Genomic DNA, 25487 nt, shown 5'->3' with positions numbered 1-25487 from the left:
CATGCGGCCCCTGCTGCGCCGGCTCGGCGGCATCGCGCTGTCGATCGTGCTGGTGCTGTGGGGTGCCGCGACCCTGTCGTTCCTGGCCTTCCGGGTGCTGCCCGGCGACCCGGTGAGCGTGATGCTCGGCCCTCAGGCGCAGGTGAGCGAGGCGGTGAAGGACCGGATCCGAGAGGACCTCGGTCTCGACCGCCCGCTGTGGCAGCAGTACCTCTCGATGATGGGCGATCTGCTGCACGGCGACCTCGGCACTTCGTATCAGCTGCGGATGCCGGTGAGCGAGGTGATCGGGCGTCAGCTGGGCGCGACGCTGCAGCTGACCGCACTGGCCCTGTCGATCGCGGTGCTGCTCGCGCTCGCCGGGATGCTGCTCGCCCGCCGGCCGCTCGCGCGGGGGATCCTCGCGACGGGCGAGCTGATCGTGCTGTCCTCGCCGGTGTTCTGGATCGGGCTGCTGCTGCTCACGGTGTTCGCGTTCGGGCTGGGGTGGTTCCCCGTCGCCGGGACCCGCACGGGCGCGGGCCTGGTGCTGCCGGCGGTGACCCTCGCACTGCCCGTCGCCGCGCTGCTCGGCCAAGTGCTCCGCGACGGCGTCGAGGCGGCCGAGCGTCAGCCGTGGGCTCTGACCGTACGCGCCCGCGGGGCCGACCACGCGCGGCTCACCCTGCGACACACGCTCCGGCACGGTGCGATCGGAGCGCTCACGCTGAGCGCCTACCTCGTCGGGTCCCTGCTGGGCGGGGCCGTGCTCGTGGAGACCGTCTTCGCTCGGCCCGGGCTGGGTCGGGTCACTCTTGCGGCGATCACCGGCCGCGATCTGCCCGTCGTGACGGGGATCATCCTGTTCAGCGCCCTCGTCTTCGTCGTCGTGAACACGCTCGTGGAGCTCGCCGCACCGCTCCTGGATCCGCGCCTGCAGGTCACGGGCGGGCGGACAGCCGCCCCGGCGCCGGCGCGGCCGGAGGACGCCGCATGACGGCCCTTCGCCGGATCCTGCTCGCGCTCGCGCTGCTCGTGCTGGCGACGGTCGTGCTGGCCGCCGTGGTGCCCGGCCTGCTCGCCCCCGCGGACCCCGTGCAGACCCACGTCCGCGACGCGCTCCTCCCTCCCGGCCCCGGGCACCCCTTCGGCACCGATCAGAGCGGCCGCGACGTGTACGCACGGGTGGTGCACGGCGCCGGGCGGTCGCTCGGCATCGGCGTCCAGGCGACAGCCCTCGCTCTCATCGCAGGGCTGCTCGTGGGGTCGCTGGCGGGCCTCGCGCCGCGGCCCGTGGACGCGGCGCTCATGCGCGCCAACGACGTGCTCATGGCGTTCCCCGAATTCCTGCTGGCGCTCGTGGTGGTGGCGATGCTGGGACCCGGGACGGCGAACGTCGCGATCGGCGTCACGCTCGCGGCGATCCCGGTGTACGTTCGGCTCGCGCGCGCCCAGACGCAGGTGCTGCGCCGGGCGGAGCACGTCGAGGCGGCGCGGATCCTCGGCGTCGGCGCGTTCACGGCGTTCCGGCGGCATGTCCTGCCCGGGGTGCTGGGCTCGCTCAGCGTGCTCGCGACGATCGGTCTCGGATCCAGCATCCTCGCCGCGGCGGGGCTCAGCTTCCTCGGCCTCGGGCCCGCCGAGCCGACGCCGGAGTGGGGCCTCATGCTCGCCGGCGGTCGCAACGTTCTGGGGCAGGCGTGGTGGATCGCCGTGTTCCCCGGGGCTGCGATCACGCTCACCGTGCTCGCGGCGACGTTCCTGGGCCGCACGCTGCGCGCCCGGGCCGAAGGGAGGCGCGCATGAGCGGCTCGATGCGTGCGGTCGGGGCCGCCCTGCGGGTGGAGGATCTGCGCGTCACGATCGGAGGTCGCGCCCTCGTCGACGGGGTATCGCTCGCCGTGGCGCCGGGGGAGTGCCTTGCGCTCGTGGGAGAGTCGGGTGCGGGCAAGTCACTCACCGTCCGGGCGTTGCTCGGGCTCAGCCCGGCCGGCGCGTCCGTGTCCGCCGGGGCGCTCGAGGTGGACGGCGTCGACGCGCGTGCGCTGTCCGAAGGCGCGTGGCTGGCGCTGCGGGGGGCGCGGGTCGCTCTCGTCTCGCAGGACGCGCTGGTGTCGCTGGATCCGCTGCGCCGGATCGGCGCCGAGGTCGCCGAGCCCCTGGAGATCCACGAGTCGCTCACGCGGGCCGAGCGCGGCGCGCGCGTGCAGGAGCTGCTCGCCGATGTCGCGATGCCGGATCCGCAGCGGCGCGCGCGGCAGCGTCCGCACGAGCTCTCCGGGGGCCTGCGCCAGCGCGCCCTGATCGCGAGCGCGCTCGCGGGCCGCCCCGCGGTGCTCATCGCCGACGAGCCCACCACGGCGCTCGACGCCACGGTTCAGGCCCGCGTGCTCGCGCTGCTGCGCCGGATCGCGGACGCCGGCACCGCGATCGTGCTGGTGAGCCATGACATGGCCGCCGTGCGCCGGATCGCTGACCGGGTCGTCGTGCTGCGGGACGGCCGCGTCGTGGAGCAGGGCTCGGCGACCGAGGTGCTCACCGCGCCGCAGGACGACTACACGCGCGAGCTGGTGCGCGCATCCGTGCCCGAGCCCCGGGTTGTGAGCGACGGCGATCGCCCCGCGCTGGCCACGGTGACCAGCGTGGCCAAGAGCTTCGACCGGCCGGCGCTGCGCGACGTGTCGTTCGTGCTGAGACGAGGGCGCACCCTGGGTGTTGTGGGGGAGTCCGGATCCGGGAAGACCACGCTCGCGCGGATCTTGCTGGGGGTCGAGCGGGCGGACGGGGGGACCGTCTCCTGGGACCGCGGCGTGCGGCCCCGGATCCAGCTGGTGCACCAGAACCCGCTCGGCGCCTTCGACCCGCGCTGGACGATCGGCCGCTCGCTGCGGGAGGCGCTCGCGGCCGGCGGCGTTTCCCGCGCCGAGCGCCGGGAACGAGCAGCGGCGCTGCTGCGCGAGGTGGATCTAGACCCGGCGCTCGCCGCGCGGCGCCCGGCCGCGCTGTCCGGCGGACAGCGCCAGCGGGCGGCGATCGCCCGCGCGCTCGCGGCAGACCCTGAGGTGCTGGTGCTCGACGAACCGGTCTCCGCCCTCGACACCACCGTGCGGATGCGGATCCTGGAGCTCATGGACCGGCTGCAGCGCGACCGCGGACTCACCATGGTGCTGGTCTCGCATGATCTCGCCGTCGTCGCGGCGGTGGCCGACGATGTGCTCGTGATGCAGGACGGCGCGATCGTCGAGCAGGGACCGACCGCGGCCGTGCTCGGGGACCCGCAGCACCCGTTCACGCGGGAGCTGGTCGCCGCGTCCGGACACTGAGCGGTCATGCGTACGACCCTCGGCGGGTCACGCGTCCCTGAGCTTGTCGAAGGGCCTGGATGGTCAGACGCTTCGACAGGCTCAGCGACCGACGGCTGGCTTCTGAGGTTGTCGAACAGGGGTCTACTCCGGTCCCTGAGCGAGCCGGAGGCGAGACGAAGGGCGCTGCGTCTACCCCGTAGGATCTTGTGATCTTGTTGTGACCTTTTCTCTATCCGATCAGGTCGTTTTCGGCCCCGGAATGTCGGCGGCCCCGGGTTGACTAAGGGCATGACGAACACGCTCGGCATCGTGGAGGATCCCGGGGTGGACCCGGTGGATCCGGTCGCCGTGCTGGCCATGGTGACGTCGGGGTTGGCGGCGACGGAGGCGTCGATCATCCGGCTGCAGGCGGTGCGGGACGCGCACCTCGCCGTCGCGCAGCGGCTTGCTGAGGACCTCGCTGCGGCCGGCGGCACTTCTGCGGTGCGGGGTGAGGCGGTGGATCTGGCCGTGCGCAGTGTCGCTGCCGAGCTGGCGGCGGTGCTGCACATGTCGGATCGCGTCGTGCAGGGGCGCATGGCACGCGCGGCGGAGCTGATGACCCGGTACCCGATCACGATGCGGGCGTTCAGCGACGCGCGGATCAACGCCGCCCACGTGCGTCTCATCCAAGACACCGCGGCCCGTTTGGACGACGAGGTGCGGGCCGAGTTCGAACGGGGCGCTGTCGCCGCGTGTGTGGGTGAGACGCCGCATCGGGCGAAGCGGATCGTGGAACGCATCGCCGAACGGTTGACGCCGCGCAGCCTCACTGAGCGGCATCGGGAGGCGCAGGAGAAGCGGAGCGTGTGGCGGGAGGAACTCCCCGACGGGCAGAAGGCGCTGGGGCTCATCCACTCGGCGGCGGTGATCGACGGGATCTTCGACCGGCTCACCCAGCAAGCCCGCCTGATCAAGACCGCGAACGCGAAAGCCGCGAAGGACGCGGCCTCGGGAACCACCCCGGACCCGGACGAGCTCGGCGACCCGGACGACGAACGCACCCTCGACCAGCTGCGCGCCGACCTCTGCGCCGACACCCTCCTCACCGGCACCCCGTCCGGGCATGACACGACGGCCGGGCTGCTCGCGGCGATCCAGGCGCGGGTCGAGGTCACGGTCCCCGCGTTCACGGCGATGGCGCCCGATACCGGCACGGCGTGCGCGGGTCCCCGGTCAGCGTTCGGAAGCCGTATCGAGTAACCTGACGAGCACGCCGGCTTGTGGTCGCCGTTCGGGGTCCGCACCGAACAGCCCGCCGAACTCGCCGGCGGGCAACCCATCGACACGGACACCGCCCGCCTCCTCGCCGGCGGCGCCACCGCGTGGGAACGCGTGCTCACCCACCCGGTCACCGGGGCGATCCTCGCCGTCGACCACTACCGGCCCAATGCGGACCTCCGCCGGCTCCTGCACGCTCGCGACGCACGGTGCCGGTTCATCACCTGCGGCCTGCCGCCCATCACCCAGGACCTCGACCACACGATCGACGCCGCGTACGGCGGTCCGACCGAGGAAGGCAACCTCGGCGGACTCTGCCGGAGACACCACGTCCTGAAGCACCAGACCGCGTGGAAGGTGAAGCAGCTCGGCGCGGGGGTCCTGGAATGGACCAGCCCCACCGGGGCGAACTACATCGACCAGCCACCCCCGCCCGTGACCTTCACTCTCCACGAACCGGATCCACCACCCGACCCTGAGATATCCGGCTTCTAGGGCGTGTTGATCAAGAAGGTGCGGGGTGGCCAGCCGCCGCGAGTTGCGCGGGAGAATGGGCGTGTGAAGATCCAGGTGCTGCATATCGAGGATTGCCCGAATTGGCAGGAGGCGGGCGATCGAGTACGGCTGGTGCTCGACTCGATCGGACGGGGCGATGTTCCGGTGGAGTTCGTGTTGATCCGCACCGAGGCTGAGGCGGTGAGCTCTGGTTTCGCGGGCTCGCCCACGATTCTTCTGGACGGTCAGGACTTGTTCCCGTCCCAGGGGAACACTGCCGACTTGGCGTGCAGGGTCTATCTGACCGAGCGCGGCTTTGCGGGTGCGCCGACGGTGGGACAGCTTGAGCGCACGCTGCAGGAGCGCGAAGCGCTCAGCGGAGATCGGTCTTGATCCAGATCAGCGCCGCGGCGAGGCTGACGGCGGCTCGGTAGTTGCGGGCGAGTTTGTCCGAGCGCATCGCGATGCCGCGCCACTGCTTGAGACGGTTGAAGCAGCGTTCTACGACGTTGCGTCCCTTGTAGCGTTCCTTCTGCTTGTCGCCGAAAGCGATCGGCCGGCCCGGCTTCTTGCGGCGGTGCGCGATCTGGTCGTCCCGCTCGGGGATGGTCGCCGCGATCCTCCGGTCGCGGAGCCAGGCGCGGTTCGCCCTTGAGGGGTACCCCTTGTCGGCGAGCACCCGGTCGGGGAGGGTGCGGGGGCGGCCCTTCCCGTCGCGGGGAACGCGGATGTTCTCCAGCACCGCGCTCATCATCGTGGTGTCGTTGATGTTCCCGGCGGTGATCATCATGCTCAGCGGCCGGCCGCGGCCGTCGCAGACCAGGTGCAGTTTGGTCGTCAGCCCGCCGCGGGAGCGTCCGATCCCGTGATCAGGCGGCTCGGACCACGGATTCTTGTGATTCGGCACAGCCCCCTGTGTCCCGGGCGAGGGTCGCGCCGTGCTGATGCACGCGCGCGATCGTGGAGTCGATCGAGACGACCCAATCGATTTCCCCAGCGGCGTCGGCCTGCTTCTGCACCTCGGTGAGCAGCTTCTGCCAGGTGCCGTCCCCGGCCCACCGGTTGAACCGCTTGTAGATCGAGTTCCACTTCCCGAACCGTTCCGGAACGTCACGCCACGGCGCACCGGTCCGGTACTTCCACGCCATCCCCTCGATAGCGAGCCGGTGATCCGTCCACGGCCGCGACCGACCGGTCACCGTCGGCATCAACGGCTCCATCACGGCCCACACCTCGTCAGAGATCTCCTGTCGCGTCACCGTTCAAGACTCACCCACCGAGGAGCGGAACCTCTTGATCAACACGCCCTAGGGCGTGTCTGACAAATTGATCGGTGTGGGCCTGGGAGTCTTGAAGCGTGTCGCGTTTCCAGTTGCTCTCGGATGCTCAGTGGTCGTTGATCGAGGGCATGCTGCCGCGTCCGACGGGCCGGAAGGGCCGGCCGTTCTCGGATGCGCGGACCATGCTCGAGGGGATCATCTACCGGTACCGGTGCGGGATCGCGTGGCGTGATCTGCCCGAGGTGTTCGGGCCGTGGCAGACGGTCTGGACGTGGCATCACCGGCTCGCGACGGAAGGTGTGTGGGACACGATCGTGGCGACGCTGATCGCGCAGGCCGACGCGCAGGGCCTGGTCGACTGGTCCGTGTCGGTGGACTCGACGATCGCGCGTGCGCATCAGCACGCGACGAACACGACGCGTGACACAGGGGGATGGGTCGAATTACACGAATCTGGCCGTCGAGCCGCGTGATCACGGGATCGGGCGCTCGCGCGGCGGGTTGTCGACGAAGATCCACCAGCTGGTCGACGGGAACGGACTGCCGCTGGTCACCGTGATCACGCCCGGGCAGGCCGGGGATTCGCCGATGCTGATCCCACTTCTCGGGCAGCTGCGCGTGGCCCGTCCGATCGGTCGGCCTCGTACTCGGCCGGACGCGGTCCGCGGCGACAAGGCATACTCGTCCCGCGCGATCCGCTCGCACCTGCGCGGTCGCGGCATCAAGGCCGTGATCCCCGAACCCCGCGACCAGCAGGGCCACCGGAAACGTCGCGGCCCACGCGGCGGCAGGCCCGTCGGGCTCGATGCCGACGACTACAAGAACCGCAACGTCATCGAACGCCGCTTCTGCCACACCAAGCAGTGGCGCGGCCTCGCGACTCGCTACGACAAACACGCGATCGTCTACCGCGCCGCCGTCCTCATCCACGCGATGATCGCCTGGACCCAGCAATTATCAGACATGCCCTAGCACCGGACGCCTGAGCACAGCCCCCGACACGGCGCCCGAACCCAAAGACCGAGCGCGTCGATCATCGCCAGGATGCGCCGCGGGACGGTTCAGTCCTGCACATCGATCCCGGCGGCGCGCGCGAGGACCGGGGCGAGCAGCTCGATCTGGCGCTCGGTGAGAGTGGCGCCGCGCAGCGAAGTCACATCCAGGAACGCCAGGGCGTCCAGACCGCGGAGGTCGAGGGAGTCGGCGCGCATGCCGCGTGTGTCGAGCTCGTCGGCGCTGCTGCGCTCGAAGCGCACCCGGGTGACCGTCGCCGCCGGCAGATCCACGGTGGCGAGGGTGCAGTCCGCGATGAGCGAGTCCTGGATCTTCGCAGCCGCCAGGGAGAGGTAGTCGATCCGGGCGTGCTCCAGGATCAGTTCCGCGACATGCGCGCCGGACAGATCCAGGGTGCCGATGCGGCCGCCGGCGATGCGCAGCCTGCGGATCGTCGCGTCCTTGAGGGACAGCTCGGGGGTGCGCGCGTCCACGATCTCGACGTCGAGCAGCGTCGCGCCGGTGAGATCGGCACGGTCCACGGCGCCGGACAGCGAGCACTGCTCGAACTGCGCGTGCGCGAGGTCCTCGGCGAGCGGCATCCGCAGGGCGATGTGGTCGCCGTGACGGCGCCCGCTGGCGTCGTCGAGCGCCGGCAGATCGGGCGGAGATACCCGCGGCGGCTGAGGGCGATCGGTGCTGCGGGCCATGCTGTCAGCCTATGCGCCGTGCGGGCTCCGACCGCCGCCGAGGCGGCGCTAGACTGGATGGCACGAGCACAGATCCGGCCATCACCGGGGAGCTCTCGGAAGAACGCTCCGGTCCACGGCCGGGGTCAGTAGAACCGAGCGGGGCAGGCCCGTCACAGCCGCAGTGAGAGTGGTGTTCCGGTCCAGCGGTTGCTGAGCCTGTCGAAGCACAGGGACCGGAACGCAACGCAGGGTGGTACCGCGGTCCCTTCGCTTGAACCAGCACAGGATCGTCCCGGCGAGCAGCATCCATCACCGACACTGCGAGACACGATGACCTACCCGCGCACCTCCGCTTCGACGAGCTCAGCGACCGGATCCTCCTTCGGCCCGGCCGCCGACGCCGTCACCCCGAGCCCGCGCTTCCCCGAAATCGAGCGCGAGGTGCTCGCGTTCTGGGAAGCCGACGACACTTTCCGCGCGTCCATCGCGCAGCGCGACGGCGCCGAGGAGTGGGTGTTCTACGACGGCCCGCCGTTCGCGAACGGGCTGCCGCACTACGGTCACCTGCTCACCGGCTACGCGAAGGACCTGTTTCCGCGCTTCCAGACGATGCTCGGCAAGAAGGTCGACCGCGTGTTCGGGTGGGACACGCACGGCCTGCCCGCCGAACTCGAGGCGATGAAGCAGCTCGGCATCACCGAGAAAGACGAGATCGAGCAGATGGGCATCGACGTCTTCAACGCGAAGGCGCGCGAGTCCGTGCTCACCTACACGCACGAGTGGCAGGACTACGTCACCCGCCAGGCGCGCTGGGTCGACTTCGAGCGCGGCTACAAGACGCTCGACCTCAGTTACATGGAGAGCGTGCTCTGGGCGTTCAAGACCCTGTACGACAAGGGCCTCGCGTATGAGGGCTACCGCGTGCTGCCGTACTGCTGGCGCGATGAGACCCCGCTGTCGGCGCATGAGCTGCGCATGGACGACGACGTCTACAAGGAGCGTCAGGATCCCTCCGTCACGGTGAGCTTCCCGCTCACCGGGGAGAAGGCGGCCGGCCTGGGGCTCGACGGCGTGCGCGCGCTCGCCTGGACCACGACCCCATGGACCCTGCCCACCAACCTCGCGCTCGCCGTGGGCCCGGAGATCGTCTACGCCGTCGTCCCCGTCGGACCGAACGGAACGTCGGAGGGCGCGCAGGGCGACCGCTTCCTGCTCGCGAAGGACCTCCTCGGCGGCTACGCCAAGGATCTCGGCTACGACAGCGCCGACGACGCGATCGCCGCGGTGTCGGCGACGGTGACCGGCGCCGAGCTGAGCGGCGTGACCTACGCGCGCCTGTTCGACTACTACGCCGACGTCGAGACCTGGGGCACCGAGAACGCCTGGCAGATCCTCGTCGACGACTACGTCACCACCAGCGACGGCACCGGCATCGTGCACCAGGCACCCGCCTACGGTGAGGACGACCAGCGCGTCGCCGGCGCGGCGGGCATCCCGACCATCCTCTCCCTCGATGAGGGCGGGCGCTTCCTGCCGCAGGTGACCGACGTCGCCGGCGAGCTGTGGATGGACGCCAACACGCCGCTCGTGCGCCTGCTCCGCGGGAACGGCCGGCTGCTGCGCCTGCAGAGCTACCTGCACTCCTACCCGCACTGCTGGCGCTGCCGGAACCCCCTCATCTACAAGGCCGTCTCCAGCTGGTTCGTGCGCGTCACAGACTTCAAGGACGAGATGCTCGCGAACAACGAGCAGATCACCTGGGTGCCCGAGAACGTCAAGCACGGCCAGTTCGGCAAGTGGCTCGAGGGCGCCCGCGACTGGTCGATCAGCCGCAACCGGTACTGGGGATCCCCGATCCCGATCTGGAAGAGCGACGACCCCGAGCACCCGCGCGTCGACGCCTACGGCTCCCTGGAGGAGCTGGAGCGCGACTTCGGCCGTCTGCCCCGCAACGCCGAGGGCGAGGTCGACCTGCACCGCCCGTACATCGATGAGCTGACCCGGCCGAACCCCGACGATCCGACCGGCAAGAGCACGATGCGGCGCATCGAGGACGTCTTCGACGTGTGGTTCGACTCCGGATCCATGCCGTTCGCGCAGGTGCACTACCCGTTCGAGAACCAGGAGTGGTTCGACTCGCACTCGCCGGCCGATTTCATCGTCGAGTACATCGGGCAGACCCGCGGGTGGTTCTACCTCATGCATGTGCTGTCGACCGCGCTGTTCGACCGGCCCGCCTTCACCGGCGTGAGCTGCCACGGCATCGTGCTCGGATCAGACGGCTACAAGATGTCGAAGTCGCTGCGCAACTATCCGGACGTGTCCGAGGTGTTCGACCGTGACGGATCCGACGCCATGCGCTGGTTCCTGATGTCGAGCTCGGTGCTGCGCGGCGGCAATCTGTCCGTCACCGAGGAGGGGATCCGCGCCGGCGTGCGCGAGTTCATCCTGCCGTTGTGGAACTCGTGGTACTTCTTCGCCACCTATGCGAACGCGGCGGGCGGCCCTTCGACGGGCTCCGGGTACGAGGCGCGCTGGCGCACCGATTCCACCGATGTGCTGGACCGGTACATCCTGGCGCGCACGGGCGACCTCGTCCGCGGCGTGCAGGAGGACCTGGAGGGCCTCGACTCGACCACGGCCGCGGCACGCCTGCGCGACTTCGCCGAGGTGCTCACGAACTGGTACATCCGCCGCTCCCGCGACCGGTTCTGGGTGGGCGTCGACCCCTCCGACCCGGCGACGACGGAGGCGTTCGACACCCTCTACACGGTGCTCGAGACGCTGTGCCGCGTGGCGGCGCCGCTCGTGCCGCTGATCGGCGAGCGCGTGTGGCAGGGCCTCACCGGCGGGCGCAGCGTGCACCTGACCGACTGGCCGGACGCGGAGCTGTTCCCGCGCGCGGACGACGTGCGGGACGCGATGGACGCGGTGCGCGAGCTCTCCAGCGTCGGCAACGCGCTGCGCAAGAAGGAGAAGCTGCGCGTGCGCCTGCCGCTCGCCCGCTTCACCGTCGTGTCGCCGCAGGCTGAGGCGCTCGCACCCTTCGAGGACATCCTCCGTGACGAACTGAACGTGAAGAGCGTCGAGCTCGTCGCACAGGGCGAGGGCACCGCCGCGGAGTACGGCATCAGCCACCGCCTGAGCGTCAACGCGCGCGCCGCGGGCCCCCGCCTCGGCAAGGACGTGCAGCGCGTGATCCGCGCCGCCAAGGACGGCTTCTGGACTGAGGAGGACGGGGTGGTGACCGCCGACGGCATCGCCCTGGAGCCGCACGAGTACGAGCTCGCCCTGGAGACCTCGGGCCGGCCCGAGGGCGAGGCGCTTGCCGTGGTGCCCTCCGGCGGGTTCGTGCTCCTCGACACCGCCACGACGCCCGAGCTCGAGGCCGAGGGCCTGGCGCGCGACGTCATTCGCGCCGTCCAGGACACCCGCAAGAACGCCGGCTTCGACGTGAGCGACCGGATCCGCCTGCAGCTGCGCTTCGACGACGCGGAGGACGCGGCGGAGGTCCGCAGCGCGTTCGAGGTGGCCGGCGTCGCGGAGGAGACGCTCGCCGTCGAGGCAGACGTCCTCGACGCGGGGACGGAGTTCGCCGCGGCGGAGTTCGTGGCGGACATCGCCGCGGGAACCTACGCCAACCGCGGCGGATTCGCCGTCGCAGTGAGCCGGATCGGAGATGCAGCATGACGGATGACCGGGAACGCGCTGACGCCGTGTACTCCGCCCTGCTGGAGCGGGCGGGGGAGCGGTGGGTCCAGCCCCGCAAGGAGCGCACGGCGCGCCTGCTCGAGCTCATGGACGATCCGCAGAAGACGTACCGCGTCGTGCACCTCACGGGCACGAACGGCAAGACGTCGACCGCGCGCATGATCGAGAGCCTGCTGCGCGCGCACGGTCTGCGCACGGGCCTGTTCACGAGCCCGCACCTGGAGCGCTTCACCGAGCGGATCATGATCGACGGCGAGCCGATCGCCGACGCGGCGGTCGCCGATGCATGGGACGAGATCGAGCCGTTCGCGGGGATCGTCGACGCCGAGCTCGATGCCGCGGGCGACGCCCCGCTGACCTTCTTCGAGCTGCTCACCGTGCTCGCGTTCGTGGCCTGCGCGGACGCCCCGGTCGACGTCCTCGTGCTCGAGGTCGGCATGGGCGGATCCTGGGACTCCACGAACACCGCCGACGGCGACGTGGCGGTGTTCACCCCGATCGATCTCGACCACGCGGATCGCCTGGGCGACACGATCGAGAAGATCGCGGAGGTCAAGGCCGGCATCATCAAGGACGGCGCGGCCGCGGTGTCCTCCCGCCAGACGCCGGAGGCGGAAGCGGTGCTGCGCCGGGTCGCCGCGGAGCACGGTGCGACCATCGCGTTCGAGGGGCAGGACTTCGCCCTCGTGGAGCAGCGCCTCGCCGTGGGCGGCCAGCAGGTGACCGTGCGCGGCCTCGCCGGCGAGTACGTCGAGGAGTACCTGCCGCTGTACGGCGAGCATCAGGGCTTCAACGCGGCGCTCGCGATCGCGGCGGTGGAGTCGCTCATCGGCGGCGCCGGGCGCGCGATCGTCGGCGACGTGCTCGCCGAGGGACTCCAGGGGGCGACCTCGCCCGGGCGGCTGCAGCTGCTCGGAATCGCGCCGACCGTCGTCGTGGATGCGGCGCACAACCCGCACGGAGCCAGGGCCCTCGCGGCGGCCTTGAAGGACAGCTTCGACTTCGACGAGTGGGGTCTCGTCCTCGGCGTCCTCGGCGACAAGGACGCGGCGGGCATCGTCGCGACCCTGCTGCCGTCCGTCGAGCACGTGTTCGCCACCGCACCCGACTCCGATCGCGCCAGCGATCCGGACACGCTCGCCGACCTCGTCGAGGCGGCGGGCGGCCGGGTCACCGTCCACCCCGCCCTCGCCGACGCCGCGGACGCGGCACGGGAATGGGCGGCGTCGGCCGACCGTCGCGCGGTGATCATCGCCGGATCCGTGGTCCTCGCCGGAGAGGCGATCGCCCTCGCCGCCGAGGAGGACTGGAAGAGCGGATGGCGCGCGTGACCGCGGCCGAGAGCAGCCGTCCACGGCCCCGCCGCGCGCGGGCCCCTCGTGGACTCGCGCAGAAACTCGGATCCATCGTGCTCGCGTTCGAGGCGATCGTCGTCGGGCTCGCGGGGCTCACCGTGTTCGGGCTGAAGGCACTCGGACCCGACATCGCACCGTGGTGGGGGATCGTGGGCGGCGGCGTCGTCGCCGTGGCGATGCTCGTCGCCGCCGGACTGATGGGCAGCCGCACCGGAATCGTGATGGGATGGATCCTGCAGGTCATCGTCCTGCTGTCCGCCTTCCTGGTGCCCGCGATCGGACTGGTCGCGATCGTCTTCGGCGGCATGTGGACCTACGCGATGATCGTCGGCGGCCGTGCCGACCGCGCTGCGCGCGCCGCGGCCGCGCACTCCTCCGACCCCGCTCATCCGACAGAGAGTGACTGACATGTCCACCGAAGAGACCCTCGTCCTGGTCAAGCCCGACGGCGTCGCGCGCGGCCTCACCGGCGCGATCCTGGCCCGCATCGAGGCCAAGGGGTACGCGCTCGTCGACATCCGCCTCGTCGAGCCGGACCGCGACCTCCTCGCCGCGCACTACGCCGAGCACGAGGGCAAGCCGTTCTACGAGCCGCTGCTCGAGTTCATGCTCTCCGGCCCGTCGGTCGCGATCCGCCTCGCCGGCAACCGCGTCATCGAGGGCTTCCGCTCGCTGGCCGGCACCACCGACCCGACCACCGCCGCGCCCGGAACGATCCGCGGCGACTTCGGGCGAGACTGGGGCCTGAAGGTGCAGCAGAACCTCGTGCACGGCTCCGACTCGCCCGAGTCCGCGGCCCGCGAGCTCGGCATCTGGTTCGGCTGAGTCCGATCCTCGAAGAAACGCCCTGCCGGTCCCTGAGCTTGTCGAAGGGTCCGACAGGGCGTTTCCTGTCTGGGCGGCTCTCAGCCGCGGACGAGCCGGATCACCTCGCCGATGAGGTCGACGCCCCCGGCCTGCGCGAGGAGCACGATCACGGCGAACGCCAGGATCGACGCGAGCGGCACCCAGATGCCCAGTCCCTGGGCGCGCTGCTGGGCGGTGCGGCTGATGGGGAAGGTGCCGTTGGCGAAGAGCTGGAGCATGGTCGCGAAGAAGGTCGGGATCACGACCACGTAGGTGAGCGCGCACCACGGGCACAGCGTGTGCAGAGCGAAGAAGCTCTGCCCGATCAGCCAGCAGATGAACACGAACGCGCCGGTGATGCCCAGGCCGAACAGCGCCCAGAACCAGCGCGGGAAGCGAGCCCCTGCGAGGATCGCGACACCCATCACGAGCGGGGCCATCCATCCGGTGAGTCCGATGATCGGGTTCGGGAAGCCGAACACCGATCCCTGCCAGGACGCCAGGTTCGCACCGCACTGCACGAAGGCGCTGATGTCGCAGCCGAGAGCGGCCTTGGGGTGCTCCAGCACCTCGAACTTGTCGAGGGTGAGCTGGAAAGCGGCCCACCATCCGACGACGCTCGCCACGATGAGCCACACGGCGTAGCCGACGGGGCGATGGTCCAGGAGGGTGCGCTGTGCAGACATGCCGCGATTATCGCAGTCGTCCTTCTGTGCGGAATGCATGCGTGCGCATCGGATCGCGTCACGACCGGGATCCGCCGCGGATGATGCGATAATGGACGGGTCGGATCGCCACGGCGGCGGACGACGGATACAGACTTCGAGGGCTCCAGCCCTCAGCGATCAGAGCACACGCCGATCGCAGACCGATTGAGTTCGCGGCGCCGAGCGCACCGCACGAGAGAATTCACGACGGCCCGGCCGTCGTGCAGGGAGTACGCCAGAGATGGCCGACGAGAACAATGACAACGCCCCTACCCTCGACTTCGACGCGCCGGCCGCTCCGCCTGCGGAAGCGCCGGTAGCGCCGGACTCCGCGGAGCAGATCGCGGCCGAGGAGCCCACGCACGAGACGGACTCCGCCGTCGCCGAGCCTGTCGAAGCGACCGAGGCTCCCGCAGAGCCGGACGCCGACTCGGTCGAGGCGCCGGAGACGCCCGTCGAGCCGGTCGCTGAGCCCTCGGAAGAGGCCGAGGCCGTCGCGGAGACCCCCGCCGAGCCGGCCGAGACCCCGGAGACGCCCGCCGAGCCGGAGCCCGTCACTGCCGTGAGCCTGGGCCTGCTGCCCGAGGTGTTCGTGTCGCGGGTGTCCACCCAGCTGCACTTCTACGCGCCGACGATCGTCCCGCTGCCGGCGCGGACGCGGGAGAGCCGCGAGGGCGACGAAAACCGCCGCACCCGCGGGCGCGGCGAGGGTTCCGAGCCGCGCCAGCGCCAGCGCGTGGTCGAGTACATCACCGAGCCCAAGGCGATCAAGGGATCCACCCGCCTCGAGGCCAAGAAGCAGCGCCGCCGTGACGGCCGCGATGCCGGCCGTCGTCGGCCGGTGGTCACCGAGGCCGAGTTCCTCGCCCGCCGCGAGGCCGTCGACCGCGAGATGATCGTGCGCTCCAAGAACGGCCGCACCCAGATCGCCGTGCTCGAGGACAACGTGCTCGTCGAGCACTACGTCGCCCGCAACCAGGACGCGTCGCTCATCGGCAACGTGTACCTCGGTCGCGTGCAGAACGTGCTGCCGAGCATGGAGGCGGCGTTCGTCGACATCGGGCGCGGCCGCAACGCCGTGCTGTACTCCGGCGAGGTCGACTGGGACGGCGTCGAGACCGGCAACCAGCCGCGCCGCATCGAGCTCGCCCTCAAGCCCGGCGACCGCGTCCTCGTGCAGGTCACGAAGGACCCGGTGGGTCACAAGGGCGCCCGCCTGACGAGCCAGATCTCGCTTCCCGGCCGCTACCTCGTGTACGTGCCGAACGGGTCGATGAACGGCATCTCGCGCAAGCTCCCCGACACCGAGCGCGCGCGCCTGAAGCGCATCCTCAAGGAGGTGCTCCCCGAATCGAGCGGCGTCATCGTGCGCACCGCGGCCGAGGGCGCGACCGAGGAGCAGCTCACCAACGACGTGCAGCGCCTCACCGCGCAGTGGAGCTACATCCAGAAGCAGGTCGAGACGCAGCAGGCCCCCGCGCTGCTGCACGCCGAGCCGGATCTGCTCGTGAAGATCGTCCGCGACGTGTTCAACGAGGACTTCACCCGGATGCGGATCCAGGGCGCCGACGCCGGCCGCACCATCCGGTCCTACCTGGAGAGCGTCGCCCCCGACCTGCTCGACCGGGTCGAGGCGTACGAGGACGAGCGCGATCCGTTCGACGTGTACCGCGTCACCGAGCAGATCGAGAAGGCCCTGGACCGCAAGGTCTGGCTGCCGTCGGGCGGATCCCTCGTGATCGACCGGACCGAGGCGATGACGGTCGTCGACGTCAACACCGGCAAGTTCGTCGGCTCGGGCGGCAACCTCGAGGAGACCGTCACCAAGAACAACCTCGAGGCCGCAGAGGAGATCGTCCGTCAGCTGCGCCTGCGCGACATCGGCGGCATCATCGTCGTCGACTTCATCGACATGGTGCTCGAGTCCAACCGGGATCTCGTGCTGCGACGCCTCGTGGAGTGCCTGAGCCGCGACCGGACCAAGCACCAGGTCGCGGAGGTCACCTCGCTGGGCCTCGTGCAGATGACGCGCAAGAAGCTGGGCCTCGGCCTGCTGGAGACCTTCAGCGAGCCCTGCGAGGTGTGCGCCGGCCGCGGCGTGATCGTGCATCACGATCCGGTGGTCAAGCATCGAGCCGCCGCCCCGCAGCAAGGCTCCAGCCGTCGCCGCGGCGGGAACGGCAACGGCGGCAACGGCGGGTCATCCGCTCCGGCCGCTGCCCCGGGGAACGGCGTCACGCACGGCATCCCCGAGGGGGCGAAGTCCGCGCTCGCGCAGATCGCCGCGTCGACCCGCGTCGCCGGTGAGACCCCTGCACCGGCGGACGTCCCTGCGGAGGCCGTGGTGGAGGCGCCGGTCGTCGACCGCCCCAAGAAGCAGCGCAAGAAGCGCGGCTCCGATCGCACCAAGGCGCCGCGGACCGAGGCCGAGCAGCTGCTCGACTCCGTTCTGGACGCGCTGCCCGAGCCCAAGGCGCCCGGTCAGGGACGCAACCGGCGCCGCGTGACGACCGCCGCGCTCTCCGCCGGCACCGCCGTCGTGCACACGACCGAGCCCACCTCGCAGGGCGAGCAGGGCTGACGCCCGCACACCGTCCGAGGAGGGCCCGGCGCTACGGCGTCGGGCCCTCCTCGTCTTCGGACGCAGCGACGTCGGCGTGCGCCCGCAGATAGCGCTCCACGCGGCGGTCCGGCACGAGCCAGATCACGGCGACGATCACGTAGGGGACCAGCGCGAGCCACGGCACCACGAACGACAGCCCGAGACCGGTCAGATACAACAGGCGCGAGACGATGCCCTTCAGGTCGTGCCCGAACGCCTCCCGGATTCTCGCGCCGTCGGGTCCGCGCGCGATCGTGCGCTGCAGGATCGTGTAGGCGAGGGCCGCGCCGAGCAGATTCAGGCCGTACACGATCGTGGGCACCTGAGCGACGTGCGACTCCGTGATCCACGCCGTGGTGAACGGGTACAGCGAGAGCCACAGGAGCAGGTGCAGGTTCGCCCACAGCACGACGCCGTCCACCGCGGGGCGGAGCTGGAAGAGGTGGTGGTGGTTGCTCCAGTAGATCCCGACGTAGACGAAGCTCAGCAGATACGTGAGCAGGCCGAGGCCCGAGGTGTGCACCAGGTCGGTCCAGGTGTCGCCCTTGGGCACCGCGAGGCCGAGCACCATGACGGTGATGATGATCGCGAGGACGCCGTCGCTGAACGCCTCGAGGCGGCTCGAGGTCATCGTGCGACCCTGGTGGCGTCGTGCCCGCCGGTGCGGTCGCGGGCGCGGATGCGCAGCCCCGAGGCGATGAGGCGGCGCGTCAGCTCCTTGCCGCCCACGTGCTCCGCGCCCCCTGCGACCAGCCGGTCCAGGGCATCGGCCGGCACGTCGTAGTGGTCCAGGTCGAACGCGCGCGACGGGATCCCGTGGGCCGCGGCGAACGCATGCAGTTCCGCCACGTCGGAGTCGCTGACCAGGTGCGCCCAGAGCCGGCCGTGCGCCGGCCAGATGGGGTCGTCCACGAGTATCGCCATGCGGCGATCCTAGGACGCGGCTCCGGCGGCGGGCGGCATTCCGCCGGCAGCGGAGGAGGATACCGACACGGTCGTGCTCGCTTTGCGAGGGGGCCGAGCTTCCGGTAAAGTAGCTCCTTGGTGCACCGCGCCGGACGCCCCACTCGGCCGCCGCGGGTTCATGCAACTCGCGCCCGCCACTGCGGATCCCTCTGCTGTGGCGCGATGCAAGCACAATCTTCCCGTGAGATTACGGAGCGATCCCGCTCCCCAACGAAACAGGTATGAAGTGGTTTACGCAGTAGTGCGCGCCGGTGGACGCCAGGAGAAGGTCGAGGTCGGCACGATCGTTCAGCTCGACCGTCTGAAGGCGGCCCAGGGCGACAAGGTCGAGCTCTCCGCGGTGCTCCTCGTCGACGGTGACAAGATCACCACCGACGCCGACAAGCTCGCGAAGGTCAAGGTGACGGCCGAGGTCGTCAGCCACCTCCGCGGCCCGAAGATCGTCATCCAGAAGTACAAGAACAAGACCGGCTACAAGAAGCGCCAGGGCCACCGTCAGGACCTCACGCGCGTCAAGATCACCGGCATCAAGTAAGCACGAAGAGGAGCTGAGAAATGGCACACAAAAAGGGTGCGAGCTCGACCCGCAACGGTCGTGACTCCAACGCACAGCGACTCGGCGTGAAGCGCTTCGGCGGCCAGACCGTCAGCGCCGGCGAGATCCTGGTCCGTCAGCGCGGCACGCACTTCCACCCCGGCGTCAACGTCGGCCGTGGCGGCGACGACACGCTGTTCGCCCTCGCCGCCGGCGCGGTCGAGTTCGGCGCGAAGGGCGGCCGCAAGGTCGTCAACATCGTCGCAGCTGCCGAGTAAGGCACAGGCGCCTCAGCCACCGGCTGGGCAGGCTTCGGAAACGGGGCGGGCTTCGGCTCGCCCCGTTTCCATATCCCGGCACGATCTCCGCAAAACCACTGTTCCGCAATCCCCAGGAGGATCCCCGCATGGTCACGTTCGTCGACAGGGTGACGCTGCACCTGCGCGCGGGCAAGGGCGGCAACGGCTGCGTCTCCGTGCACCGGGAGAAGTTCAAGCCTCTCGGCGGCCCGGACGGCGGCAACGGCGGCGACGGCGGCGACATCGTGCTCGTCGCCGACCCGCAGACCGGGACCCTGCTCTCGTACCACCACTCGCCGCACCGCACCTCGCAGAACGGCGGCTTCGGCATGGGCGACCACCGCTCCGGCTACGACGGCGAGGACCTCGAGCTGCCGGTGCCGGTCGGCACCGTGGTGAAGACGACCGACGGCGAGATCCTCGCCGACCTGGTCACGCCGGGGGAGCGCTACGTGGTCGCGGCCGGCGGTCAGGGCGGCCTCGGCAACGCCGCACTCGCGACCCCCAAGCGCAAGGCGCCCGGTTTCGCGCTGCTGGGCACCCCGGGCTTCGAGGGCGACGTCGTGCTCGAGCTCAAGACGGTCGCCGACGTCGCGCTCGTCGGCTACCCGTCGGCCGGCAAGTCGAGCCTGATCGCGGCGATCTCCGCGGCCCGCCCGAAGATCGCGGACTACCCGTTCACCACGCTGCATCCGAACCTCGGCGTCGTCCAGGCCGGCGATTCGCGCTATACCGTCGCGGACGTGCCGGGACTCATCGAGGGCGCGAGCGAGGGCCGAGGGCTCGGCCTGCAGTTCCTCCGGCACGTGGAACGGTGCTCCGCGCTGCTGCACGTGCTGGACTGCGCGACCCTGGAGCCCGGCCGCGATCCGATCAGCGACCTCGACGTGATCCTCGCCGAGCTGGCCGCCTACGAGGTGCCCGAGGGGCAGGTCCCGCTGCTGGAGCGCCCGCAGCTGATCGCCCTGAACAAGATCGACGTGCCCGAGGCGCGCGAACTCGCCGACTTCGTGCGGCCGGAGCTGGAGGAGCGCGGCTTCCGGGTGTTCGAGATCTCCACGGTCTCGCACGAGGGCCTGCGCCCGCTGACCTTCGCGCTCGGCGAGATCGTCGACGCGCACCGTGCCGAGCTCGCCGCGGCGGCGCAGGCGCCCAAGGAGCGCGTCGTCATCCGGCCGAAGGGCGCGCAGCGCGACTTCGAGATCCGCGTCGAGGGCGGCAGCTACGGGAACGTCTACCGGATCCTGGGCGACAAGCCGGTGCGCTGGGTGCAGCAGACCGACTTCCAGAACGAGGAGGCCGTGGGCTACCTCGCCGACCGCCTGGAGAAGCTGGGCGTCGAGGACGAGCTGTTCCGCCTCGGTGCCGTGCGCGGATCCACCGTCGTGATCGGCCCCGGCGAGAGCATCGTGTTCGACTGGGAGCCGCAGCTGAGCTCCGCGGCCGAGCTGATCACCGCGCCGCGCGGCCTCGACTCGCGCTTCGACCCGAACACCCGGCGCACGACCAGCGAGCGCCGCGAGCAGTACCACGAGCGGATGGACGCGAAGGCCGCGGCCCGCGCGGAGCTCGAGGAGCAGCGTCTCGCCAGCCGTGCCGGGGCGGACGACGTCGACGGCGAGGACTCCGGCGAGGAGGCGCTGTGACGGCGCTCACCCGCGCGGACCTGCCCGGGGCCGCGCGCATCGTCGTCAAGGTGGGTTCCTCGTCGATCAGCGGCGACGCCGCCTGGCGCATCCCGGTGCTGGTCGAAGCGCTGGCCGCGGCGCACGCCCGCGGCGCCGAGATCGTCCTGGTCTCCTCGGGAGCGATCGCCACCGGCATCCCGTTCCTGCAGCTGGACGCGCGCCCGACCGACCTCGCCACGCAGCAGGCTGCGGCCGCGGTGGGCCAGAACCTGCTCATCTACCGCTACCAGGAGGCGCTGCGGCCGCACGGCATCGTGGCCGGCCAGGTGCTGCTGACCACGGGCGATCTGGAGCACCCCACCTCGCGCAGCAACGCCCGTCGCGCCATGGAGCGGCTGCTGGGACTGCGCGTGCTGCCGATCGTCAATGAGAACGACACCGTGGCCACGCAGGAGATCCGGTTCGGCGACAACGACCGGCTCGGCGCCCTCGTGGCCCAGCTCATCGGCGCCGATGCCCTGGTGCTGCTCAGCGACGTCGAATCGCTGTACACCCGTCCGCCGTCCGACCCCGCCGCCGAGCCGCTCGACGTCGTCGCCGCCGGGGCGGATCTGTCCGGCCTGGAGTTCGGCGCGACCGTGGTGAACGGCGTGGGCACCGGGGGAGCGGCCACCAAGGTGTCGGCAGCGCGCCTCGCCGCAGAGAGCGGCATCGGCGTGCTCGTGACGAGCGCGGACCTGGTCGCCGAGGCGCTCGACGGTGCCGAGGTCGGGACCTGGTTCGAGCCCACCGTCTGAATCCGTCATCCGGATCCCGCCTGTGCGCCGCGTGGGTACACTGACCGCATGTCCACCGTGATCGCCGACTTCGCCGTGCCCGCCGACGCCTCTGCCGCAGCGGACTCCCCGGAGGCGCGGATGCGTGCCGCCAAGGAGGCGGCCCGAGAGACCGCGCGGCTGACGAGCGACGCCAAGGCGGCGGCCCTCGAGGCGATCGCCGCCGCCCTCGCTGCCGCGTCCGGAGACATCATCGCCGCCAACGCCCGTGATCTGGCCCGCGGCGCCGAGGAGGGGATCGGCGAGGCGCTGCTGGACCGGCTGCGCCTCGACGAGAAGCGGATCCAGGCGCTCGCGGCCGCCGTCCGCGACGTGGCCGCGCTGCCGGATCCGGTCGGTCGCGTGGTCGGCGGGCACCGCATGCCCAACGGCGTCGCCCTCGAGCAGGTGCGGGTGCCGTTCGGCGTGGTCGGCGCGATCTACGAGGCGCGCCCCAACGTCACCGTCGACATCGCAGCGCTCGCCCTCCGCTCGGGCAACGCGGCCGTGCTGCGCGGCGGCAGCGCCGCCCGGGAGAGCAACACCGTGCTGGTGCAGGTCATGCGCGACGCCCTCGCGTCGACCGGTGTCACCCCCGAGGCGATCCAGACCGTCGACGACTTCGGGCGCGCGGGCGCCACCGCGATGATGCACGGTCGAGGGCTCATCGATGTGCTCGTGCCGCGCGGCAGCGCCGGGCTCATCGAGACGGTCGTCACGGAATCCACCGTCCCCGTGATCGAGACCGGCGCGGGCGTCGTGCACATCGTGCTCGACGAGTCGGCGCCGCTCGAGTGGGCGCGCGACATCGTCGTGAACGCCAAGGTGCAGCGGCCGAGCGTGTGCAACGCGGTGGAGACCGTGCTCGTGCTGCGCGGCGCCGCCGATCGCGTCGTGCCCCCCGTCGCGGCTGCGCTCATCGAGCAGGGCGTCACCATCCACGGCGACGCCGACGTGCAGCGACTGGTGCCGTCGGCCGTCCCCGCGACCGACGAGGACTGGGCCCTCGAGCACCTGAGCCTGGATCTCTCGATGCGCGTCGTGGACGATCTGGACGCGGCGCTCGCGCACATCCGGCAGTACAGCACCGGCCACACCGAGTCGATCATCAGCACCGACGCGCTCGCCATCGAGCGGTTCCTGGCAGAGGTCGACTCGGCCGTGGTGATGGCGAACGCATCGACGCGCTTCACCGACGGCGGCGAGTTCGGCTTCGGCGCCGAGGTGGGCATCTCGACGCAGAAGCTGCACGCGCGGGGTCCGATGGGTCTGGCGGAGCTGACCAGCACGAAGTGGCTCGCGCGAGGCGCGGGGCAGACGCGCGGCTGAGGGCTAGACTGGGGAGCTGAGATCCACCCTGATCACTCTGGAGAATCGATGAACCTCGTCGCACAGCTCGTGCAGGCCGCCGCAGAGAACACTGAGCAGAACGGCAACGTGACGCTGGAGACGCTCCCGTTCTTCTTCATCGCTGCCGGCGTGTTCACGCTGCTCGGCCTGGTCGCGTTCTCCTACCGCAACGTCGCCAACCGCCACTCCGCCAAGGCGGAGGCATGGGCGGCGGAGCACGGTCACGAAGGACACGGGGCCGGCCACGGTCACTGAGCTGAGCCGATGACGACCACTCCGGCGCCGCGCATCGGCGTGATGGGCGGGACGTTCGACCCCATCCATCACGGTCACCTGGTGGCCGCCAGCGAGGTCGCGCACTCGTTCGGCCTGGACGAGGTGATCTTCGTGCCGACGGGACAGCCGTGGCAGAAGAGCGGGGTCTCGCCCAGCGAGCACCGCTACCTGATGACGGTGATCGCCACGGCGTCGAACCCGTCGTTCACGGTCAGCCGTGTGGACATCGACCGCGAGGGACCGACCTACACCATCGACACCCTTCGGGATCTGAAGGCCCAGCGGCCGGATGCGGAATTCTTCTTCATCACGGGCGCGGACGCCGTGGCGCAGATTCTCAGCTGGAGGGATCATGATGAACTGTGGGACCTGGCCCATTTCGTCGCAGTCTCCCGGCCCGGTCACGTGCTGAGCACGGACGGTCTGCCCACTGACGACGTCAGCCAGCTGGAGGTCCCCGCGCTCGCGATCTCGTCGACCGACTGCCGAGCCCGCGTCCGCGAGGGAGATCCCGTCTGGTACCTCGTGCCGGATGGAGTGGTCCAGTACATCGCGAAGCATCATCTTTATCGGAGCACGTCATGAGCACATCGGATCAGCCCCAGCGCGTTGCTGATCTGTCAGCTGGCGGCAGCCAGCTGACTCGCAAGCAACTGCGAGAGGCGCGCCTCACCGGATCGACCCCGATCGTCACTCCGGAGGAGGCCGAGGCCGCCCGTCTTCAGGACGCCGCGAACGCCCAGCCCGTCCCCGGGCCGGACGCGGCTCACGCTCCCGTCGCACCCGAGCCGGTCGCGCCCGAACCGGTCGCACCCGAGCCGGTCGCCGAGCCCGGCCACGACGCCGAGGAACCGCTCACCCGCCGCCAGCTCCGCGAGCAGGAGCGGATCCGCACCGGATCCGTTCCCGTGCACGACGCGGCTGCTCCCGTCGCGCCTGTGGTGCCGCCGTCGGTCATCCCGGAGCGGCCGGCGGCGCCGGTTCCGGCCCCCGCGCCCCAGGCCGCTCCCGCGCAGCAGGCGCCCGAAGCCGCTCCCGCGCAGCCGGAGCCCGAGACAGCTCCCGCGACGAACGAGATGATCACCGACGTCCCGCGTCCGGTCTACCCGAGCCGGCGGCGGTCCTATGAGCCCGCCGCCGTCGCGCCGGCGCCGTCGCGCTCCGCCGAGGAGCAGGACGGTGTCGACGACGCCGAGCAGGGCGTCGCCCCGGTCTCGGCCTCCGCGGTCATGCGCGCCGAGGAGGAGACCGGCCGCACCTGGCACGCCACTCCCGCCGCGGAGACCGGCGAGTCGGCCGCTGCCGTCCCCGCGCCCGCCCGCCCCGCAGCCCCCGCGCCCGCCCCGGTCGAGGCGGCACCGGTGGTCGCCGCCACCCCGGAGCCCGAGCCGGAGCCCGAGCAGCCCACCCTGTGGTCCGCGCTCGTCGCCGAATCCGATGCGGCCGGGAAGAATCCGGATGCCGACGTCGCCCCCGCGCCCGACGCCACCGGATCCTCCGTCAACCCGGCTTTCGGGGCGCGCGTGCTCGCCGAGCAGCCGACGTCTCCCGCGATCGACTCGTTCGATGCGCTCATCGTGGACACCAACGGATCCCACTACGCCGCTCCGAACGCCCTCATCTTCCAGAACGCTCCGACAGGGCCCTCCCTGTCCGGCCCTGTCGCCTCGACCGGCGAGATCCTCATCACCGGCAGCTACGAGCTGCCCGCAGGTCTCGGCTCCCGGGGTCACGCCGACGGCGTGGCCGACGGCAAGGAGGTCGACGCCGTGCTGGTCGACGGCGAGCTCGCTCCGGCGTCCTCGCCCACCCCGATCGCGGCCAGCGCCGCCATCGGCACCATCAAGCCGGCGGGCGAGGTCATCCGTCCGCCGGAGCCCGAGAAGGGCAACAAGCTCATGCTCGCGCTCACCATCACCGCCGGCGCCCTCGCCGTCGCCCTCGTCGGCGCGCTCATCGTCGCCATCACCACTGGAGCGTTCTCTTGATGCAGTCGCCCTCCGCCGAAGACATGCTGCAGATCGCCGCCGACGCGGCCCGTTCCAAGGGCGGGGAGGACCTGCTGGCGCTGAACGTCTCGGAGCCGCTTCCGCTCGTCGACATCTTCCTGCTCGTCACGGGGAACAGCGAGCGCAACGTCGCCGCGATCGCCGACGAGGTCGAGGACAAGATGATCGAGGCCGGGTACAAGCGCGTCCGGCGCGAGGGGCGCAGCGAGGCTCGGTGGGTGCTGCTGGACTTCGGCGACCTGATCGTGCACGTCTTCCACGAGGAGGAGCGCACCTACTACGGCCTGGAGCGGCTCTGGAAGGACTGCCCGGTCGTGCCGATCGCCGAGCCCGCCCCGCTGCGCGGCTCGACCGAGCAGGACTGAGCCGGTCGCCGCACACACG

26 protein-coding genes are annotated in these 25487 nt (G+C 71.0%); 21 read left to right on the top strand and 5 right to left on the bottom strand.

What is annotated here, in order from left to right:
- Position 1: 1 nt before the first annotated feature.
- The 6 genes from ACYQ1L_RS11865 (at position 2) to ACYQ1L_RS11840 (ending at position 5432) form a co-directional block, all read left to right on the top strand.
- Positions 2-976: an ABC transporter permease gene (locus tag ACYQ1L_RS11865; RefSeq protein WP_460004323.1), complete on the top strand. Its 975-nt coding sequence runs from the start codon at positions 2-4 to the stop codon at positions 974-976.
- Positions 973-1785: an ABC transporter permease gene (locus ACYQ1L_RS11860; protein ID WP_460004322.1), complete on the top strand. Its 813-nt coding sequence runs from the start codon at positions 973-975 to the stop codon at positions 1783-1785. The genes ACYQ1L_RS11865 and ACYQ1L_RS11860 overlap by 4 nt, the downstream gene beginning before the upstream one ends.
- On the top strand, positions 1782-3302 hold the full coding sequence (locus ACYQ1L_RS11855; RefSeq protein WP_460004321.1) for an ATP-binding cassette domain-containing protein: 1521 nt from the start codon (positions 1782-1784) through the stop codon (positions 3300-3302). The genes ACYQ1L_RS11860 and ACYQ1L_RS11855 overlap by 4 nt, the downstream gene beginning before the upstream one ends.
- A 270-nt stretch (positions 3303-3572) precedes the next feature.
- Positions 3573-4526 (top strand): DUF222 domain-containing protein, encoded by a 954-nt coding sequence (locus ACYQ1L_RS11850; RefSeq protein ID WP_460004320.1) that lies wholly within the window; start codon positions 3573-3575, stop codon positions 4524-4526.
- Between the two features lie 18 nt (positions 4527-4544).
- On the top strand, positions 4545-5039 hold the full coding sequence (locus tag ACYQ1L_RS11845) for an HNH endonuclease signature motif containing protein (protein WP_460004319.1): 495 nt from the start codon (positions 4545-4547) through the stop codon (positions 5037-5039).
- A gap of 63 nt (positions 5040-5102) precedes the next feature.
- On the top strand, positions 5103-5432 hold the full coding sequence (locus ACYQ1L_RS11840) for a hypothetical protein (protein ID WP_026095586.1): 330 nt from the start codon (positions 5103-5105) through the stop codon (positions 5430-5432).
- Here ACYQ1L_RS11840 and ACYQ1L_RS11835 read toward each other — a convergent pair.
- A protein-coding gene (locus ACYQ1L_RS11835; protein WP_460005812.1) for an IS5 family transposase occupies positions 5413-6259 on the bottom strand; the annotation gives its coding sequence in 2 pieces (ribosomal slippage) (positions 5413-5952 and positions 5954-6259; 846 coding nt in all). The two genes, ACYQ1L_RS11840 and ACYQ1L_RS11835, sit on opposite strands and share 20 nt — an antisense overlap.
- A gap of 137 nt (positions 6260-6396) precedes the next feature.
- Between ACYQ1L_RS11835 and ACYQ1L_RS11830 the strand changes: the two genes are divergently transcribed.
- A protein-coding gene (locus ACYQ1L_RS11830; RefSeq protein WP_460003859.1) for an IS5 family transposase occupies positions 6397-7291 on the top strand; the annotation gives its coding sequence in 2 pieces (ribosomal slippage) (positions 6397-6753 and positions 6755-7291; 894 coding nt in all).
- A gap of 89 nt (positions 7292-7380) precedes the next feature.
- Here the strand turns inward: ACYQ1L_RS11830 and ACYQ1L_RS11825 are convergent.
- Positions 7381-8022 (bottom strand): pentapeptide repeat-containing protein, encoded by a 642-nt coding sequence (locus tag ACYQ1L_RS11825; RefSeq protein WP_460004318.1) that lies wholly within the window; start codon positions 8020-8022, stop codon positions 7381-7383.
- A gap of 312 nt (positions 8023-8334) precedes the next feature.
- Here ACYQ1L_RS11825 and ileS point away from each other — a divergent pair, with 312 nt between their 5' ends.
- The 4 genes from ileS to ndk all read left to right on the top strand — a co-directional run bounded on the left by ileS (position 8335) and on the right by ndk (position 13895).
- Positions 8335-11694 carry an isoleucine--tRNA ligase gene (ileS, locus tag ACYQ1L_RS11820; protein WP_460004317.1) on the top strand — a complete coding sequence of 1120 codons (3360 nt, stop codon included), beginning with the start codon at positions 8335-8337 and terminating at the stop codon, positions 11692-11694.
- Positions 11691-13046 (top strand): bifunctional folylpolyglutamate synthase/dihydrofolate synthase, encoded by a 1356-nt coding sequence (locus ACYQ1L_RS11815; RefSeq protein ID WP_460004316.1) that lies wholly within the window; start codon positions 11691-11693, stop codon positions 13044-13046. Before ileS ends, ACYQ1L_RS11815 begins: the two co-directional genes overlap by 4 nt.
- 77 nt (positions 13047-13123) lie before the next feature.
- Entirely contained in the window at positions 13124-13477 is a 354-nt protein-coding gene (locus ACYQ1L_RS11810) for a DUF4233 domain-containing protein (protein ID WP_460004315.1), read from the top strand.
- A 1-nt stretch (position 13478) separates the two neighbouring features.
- Positions 13479-13895 (top strand): nucleoside-diphosphate kinase, encoded by a 417-nt coding sequence (gene ndk, locus ACYQ1L_RS11805; protein WP_159575748.1) that lies wholly within the window; start codon positions 13479-13481, stop codon positions 13893-13895.
- 80 nt (positions 13896-13975) lie between these two features.
- Here the strand turns inward: ndk and ACYQ1L_RS11800 are convergent, their stop codons facing one another.
- Positions 13976-14602 (bottom strand): vitamin K epoxide reductase family protein, encoded by a 627-nt coding sequence (locus tag ACYQ1L_RS11800; RefSeq protein ID WP_460004314.1) that lies wholly within the window; start codon positions 14600-14602, stop codon positions 13976-13978.
- Between the two features lie 262 nt (positions 14603-14864).
- On the opposite strand from ACYQ1L_RS11800, the gene ACYQ1L_RS11795 reads away from it, so the two are divergent.
- On the top strand, positions 14865-17204 hold the full coding sequence (locus ACYQ1L_RS11795; protein WP_460004313.1) for an Rne/Rng family ribonuclease: 2340 nt from the start codon (positions 14865-14867) through the stop codon (positions 17202-17204).
- A gap of 31 nt (positions 17205-17235) precedes the next feature.
- Here the strand turns inward: ACYQ1L_RS11795 and ACYQ1L_RS11790 are convergent, their stop codons facing one another.
- Together ACYQ1L_RS11790 and ACYQ1L_RS11785 are read right to left on the bottom strand one after the other, a co-directional pair.
- A complete protein-coding gene (locus ACYQ1L_RS11790) occupies positions 17236-17856 on the bottom strand; it encodes a TMEM175 family protein (RefSeq protein ID WP_460004312.1) in 621 nt (206 codons plus the stop codon).
- On the bottom strand, positions 17853-18149 hold the full coding sequence (locus ACYQ1L_RS11785) for a DUF4031 domain-containing protein (protein ID WP_460004311.1): 297 nt from the start codon (positions 18147-18149) through the stop codon (positions 17853-17855). Before ACYQ1L_RS11785 ends, ACYQ1L_RS11790 begins: the two co-directional genes overlap by 4 nt.
- A gap of 268 nt (positions 18150-18417) precedes the next feature.
- Between ACYQ1L_RS11785 and rplU the strand changes: the two genes are divergently transcribed.
- The 9 genes from rplU (at position 18418) to rsfS (ending at position 25468) form a co-directional block, all read left to right on the top strand.
- The gene (gene rplU, locus ACYQ1L_RS11780) at positions 18418-18726 is read left to right on the top strand and encodes a 50S ribosomal protein L21 (protein WP_201298610.1); all 309 of its coding nucleotides are present in this window, start codon (positions 18418-18420) and stop codon (positions 18724-18726) included.
- A 20-nt stretch (positions 18727-18746) separates the two neighbouring features.
- On the top strand, positions 18747-19004 hold the full coding sequence (rpmA, locus tag ACYQ1L_RS11775) for a 50S ribosomal protein L27 (protein ID WP_159575753.1): 258 nt from the start codon (positions 18747-18749) through the stop codon (positions 19002-19004).
- Positions 19005-19132: 128 nt separating this feature from the next.
- Complete coding sequence (gene obgE, locus ACYQ1L_RS11770) at positions 19133-20671, top strand: GTPase ObgE (protein WP_460004310.1); 1539 nt, start codon at positions 19133-19135, stop codon at positions 20669-20671.
- Positions 20668-21450 carry a glutamate 5-kinase gene (gene proB, locus ACYQ1L_RS11765; protein ID WP_460004309.1) on the top strand — a complete coding sequence of 261 codons (783 nt, stop codon included), beginning with the start codon at positions 20668-20670 and terminating at the stop codon, positions 21448-21450. The genes obgE and proB overlap by 4 nt, the downstream gene beginning before the upstream one ends.
- Before the next feature lie 48 nt (positions 21451-21498).
- Positions 21499-22797, top strand: coding sequence for a glutamate-5-semialdehyde dehydrogenase (locus tag ACYQ1L_RS11760; RefSeq protein ID WP_460004308.1), 1299 nt, complete (start codon positions 21499-21501; stop codon positions 22795-22797).
- A gap of 48 nt (positions 22798-22845) precedes the next feature.
- Positions 22846-23073, top strand: a complete 228-nt coding sequence (locus ACYQ1L_RS11755) for a hypothetical protein (RefSeq protein ID WP_460004307.1) — start codon at positions 22846-22848, stop codon at positions 23071-23073.
- A gap of 9 nt (positions 23074-23082) precedes the next feature.
- Complete coding sequence (gene nadD / locus ACYQ1L_RS11750; protein WP_159575758.1) at positions 23083-23679, top strand: nicotinate-nucleotide adenylyltransferase; 597 nt, start codon at positions 23083-23085, stop codon at positions 23677-23679.
- Positions 23676-25082: a hypothetical protein gene (locus ACYQ1L_RS11745; RefSeq protein WP_460004306.1), complete on the top strand. Its 1407-nt coding sequence runs from the start codon at positions 23676-23678 to the stop codon at positions 25080-25082. Before nadD ends, ACYQ1L_RS11745 begins: the two co-directional genes overlap by 4 nt.
- Positions 25082-25468 (top strand): ribosome silencing factor, encoded by a 387-nt coding sequence (rsfS, locus tag ACYQ1L_RS11740; protein WP_460004305.1) that lies wholly within the window; start codon positions 25082-25084, stop codon positions 25466-25468. The genes ACYQ1L_RS11745 and rsfS overlap by 1 nt, the downstream gene beginning before the upstream one ends.
- Positions 25469-25487: the final 19 nt, after the last annotated feature.

The organism is Microbacterium xylanilyticum (assembly GCF_054654695.1).
This window is presented reverse-complemented; position numbering and strand designations above follow the sequence as displayed.

Coding starts and splice junctions, on each gene's coding strand:
- ACYQ1L_RS11800 (WP_460004314.1), bottom strand. CDS start 14,602: ATGTCTGCACAGCGCACCCTCCTGGACCATCGCCCCGTCGGCTACGCC.
- ileS (WP_460004317.1), top strand. CDS start 8,335: ATGACCTACCCGCGCACCTCCGCTTCGACGAGCTCAGCGACCGGATCC.
- nadD (WP_159575758.1), top strand. CDS start 23,083: ATGACGACCACTCCGGCGCCGCGCATCGGCGTGATGGGCGGGACGTTC.
- ACYQ1L_RS11860 (WP_460004322.1), top strand. CDS start 973: ATGACGGCCCTTCGCCGGATCCTGCTCGCGCTCGCGCTGCTCGTGCTG.
- ACYQ1L_RS11865 (WP_460004323.1), top strand. CDS start 2: ATGCGGCCCCTGCTGCGCCGGCTCGGCGGCATCGCGCTGTCGATCGTG.
- ACYQ1L_RS11850 (WP_460004320.1), top strand. CDS start 3,573: ATGACGAACACGCTCGGCATCGTGGAGGATCCCGGGGTGGACCCGGTG.
- ACYQ1L_RS11825 (WP_460004318.1), bottom strand. CDS start 8,022: ATGGCCCGCAGCACCGATCGCCCTCAGCCGCCGCGGGTATCTCCGCCC.
- ACYQ1L_RS11815 (WP_460004316.1), top strand. CDS start 11,691: ATGACGGATGACCGGGAACGCGCTGACGCCGTGTACTCCGCCCTGCTG.
- rsfS (WP_460004305.1), top strand. CDS start 25,082: ATGCAGTCGCCCTCCGCCGAAGACATGCTGCAGATCGCCGCCGACGCG.
- ACYQ1L_RS11790 (WP_460004312.1), bottom strand. CDS start 17,856: ATGACCTCGAGCCGCCTCGAGGCGTTCAGCGACGGCGTCCTCGCGATC.
- ACYQ1L_RS11795 (WP_460004313.1), top strand. CDS start 14,865: ATGGCCGACGAGAACAATGACAACGCCCCTACCCTCGACTTCGACGCG.
- obgE (WP_460004310.1), top strand. CDS start 19,133: ATGGTCACGTTCGTCGACAGGGTGACGCTGCACCTGCGCGCGGGCAAG.
- ACYQ1L_RS11785 (WP_460004311.1), bottom strand. CDS start 18,149: ATGGCGATACTCGTGGACGACCCCATCTGGCCGGCGCACGGCCGGCTC.
- ACYQ1L_RS11755 (WP_460004307.1), top strand. CDS start 22,846: ATGAACCTCGTCGCACAGCTCGTGCAGGCCGCCGCAGAGAACACTGAG.
- ACYQ1L_RS11855 (WP_460004321.1), top strand. CDS start 1,782: ATGAGCGGCTCGATGCGTGCGGTCGGGGCCGCCCTGCGGGTGGAGGAT.
- ACYQ1L_RS11760 (WP_460004308.1), top strand. CDS start 21,499: ATGTCCACCGTGATCGCCGACTTCGCCGTGCCCGCCGACGCCTCTGCC.
- rpmA (WP_159575753.1), top strand. CDS start 18,747: ATGGCACACAAAAAGGGTGCGAGCTCGACCCGCAACGGTCGTGACTCC.
- ACYQ1L_RS11745 (WP_460004306.1), top strand. CDS start 23,676: ATGAGCACATCGGATCAGCCCCAGCGCGTTGCTGATCTGTCAGCTGGC.
- ndk (WP_159575748.1), top strand. CDS start 13,479: ATGTCCACCGAAGAGACCCTCGTCCTGGTCAAGCCCGACGGCGTCGCG.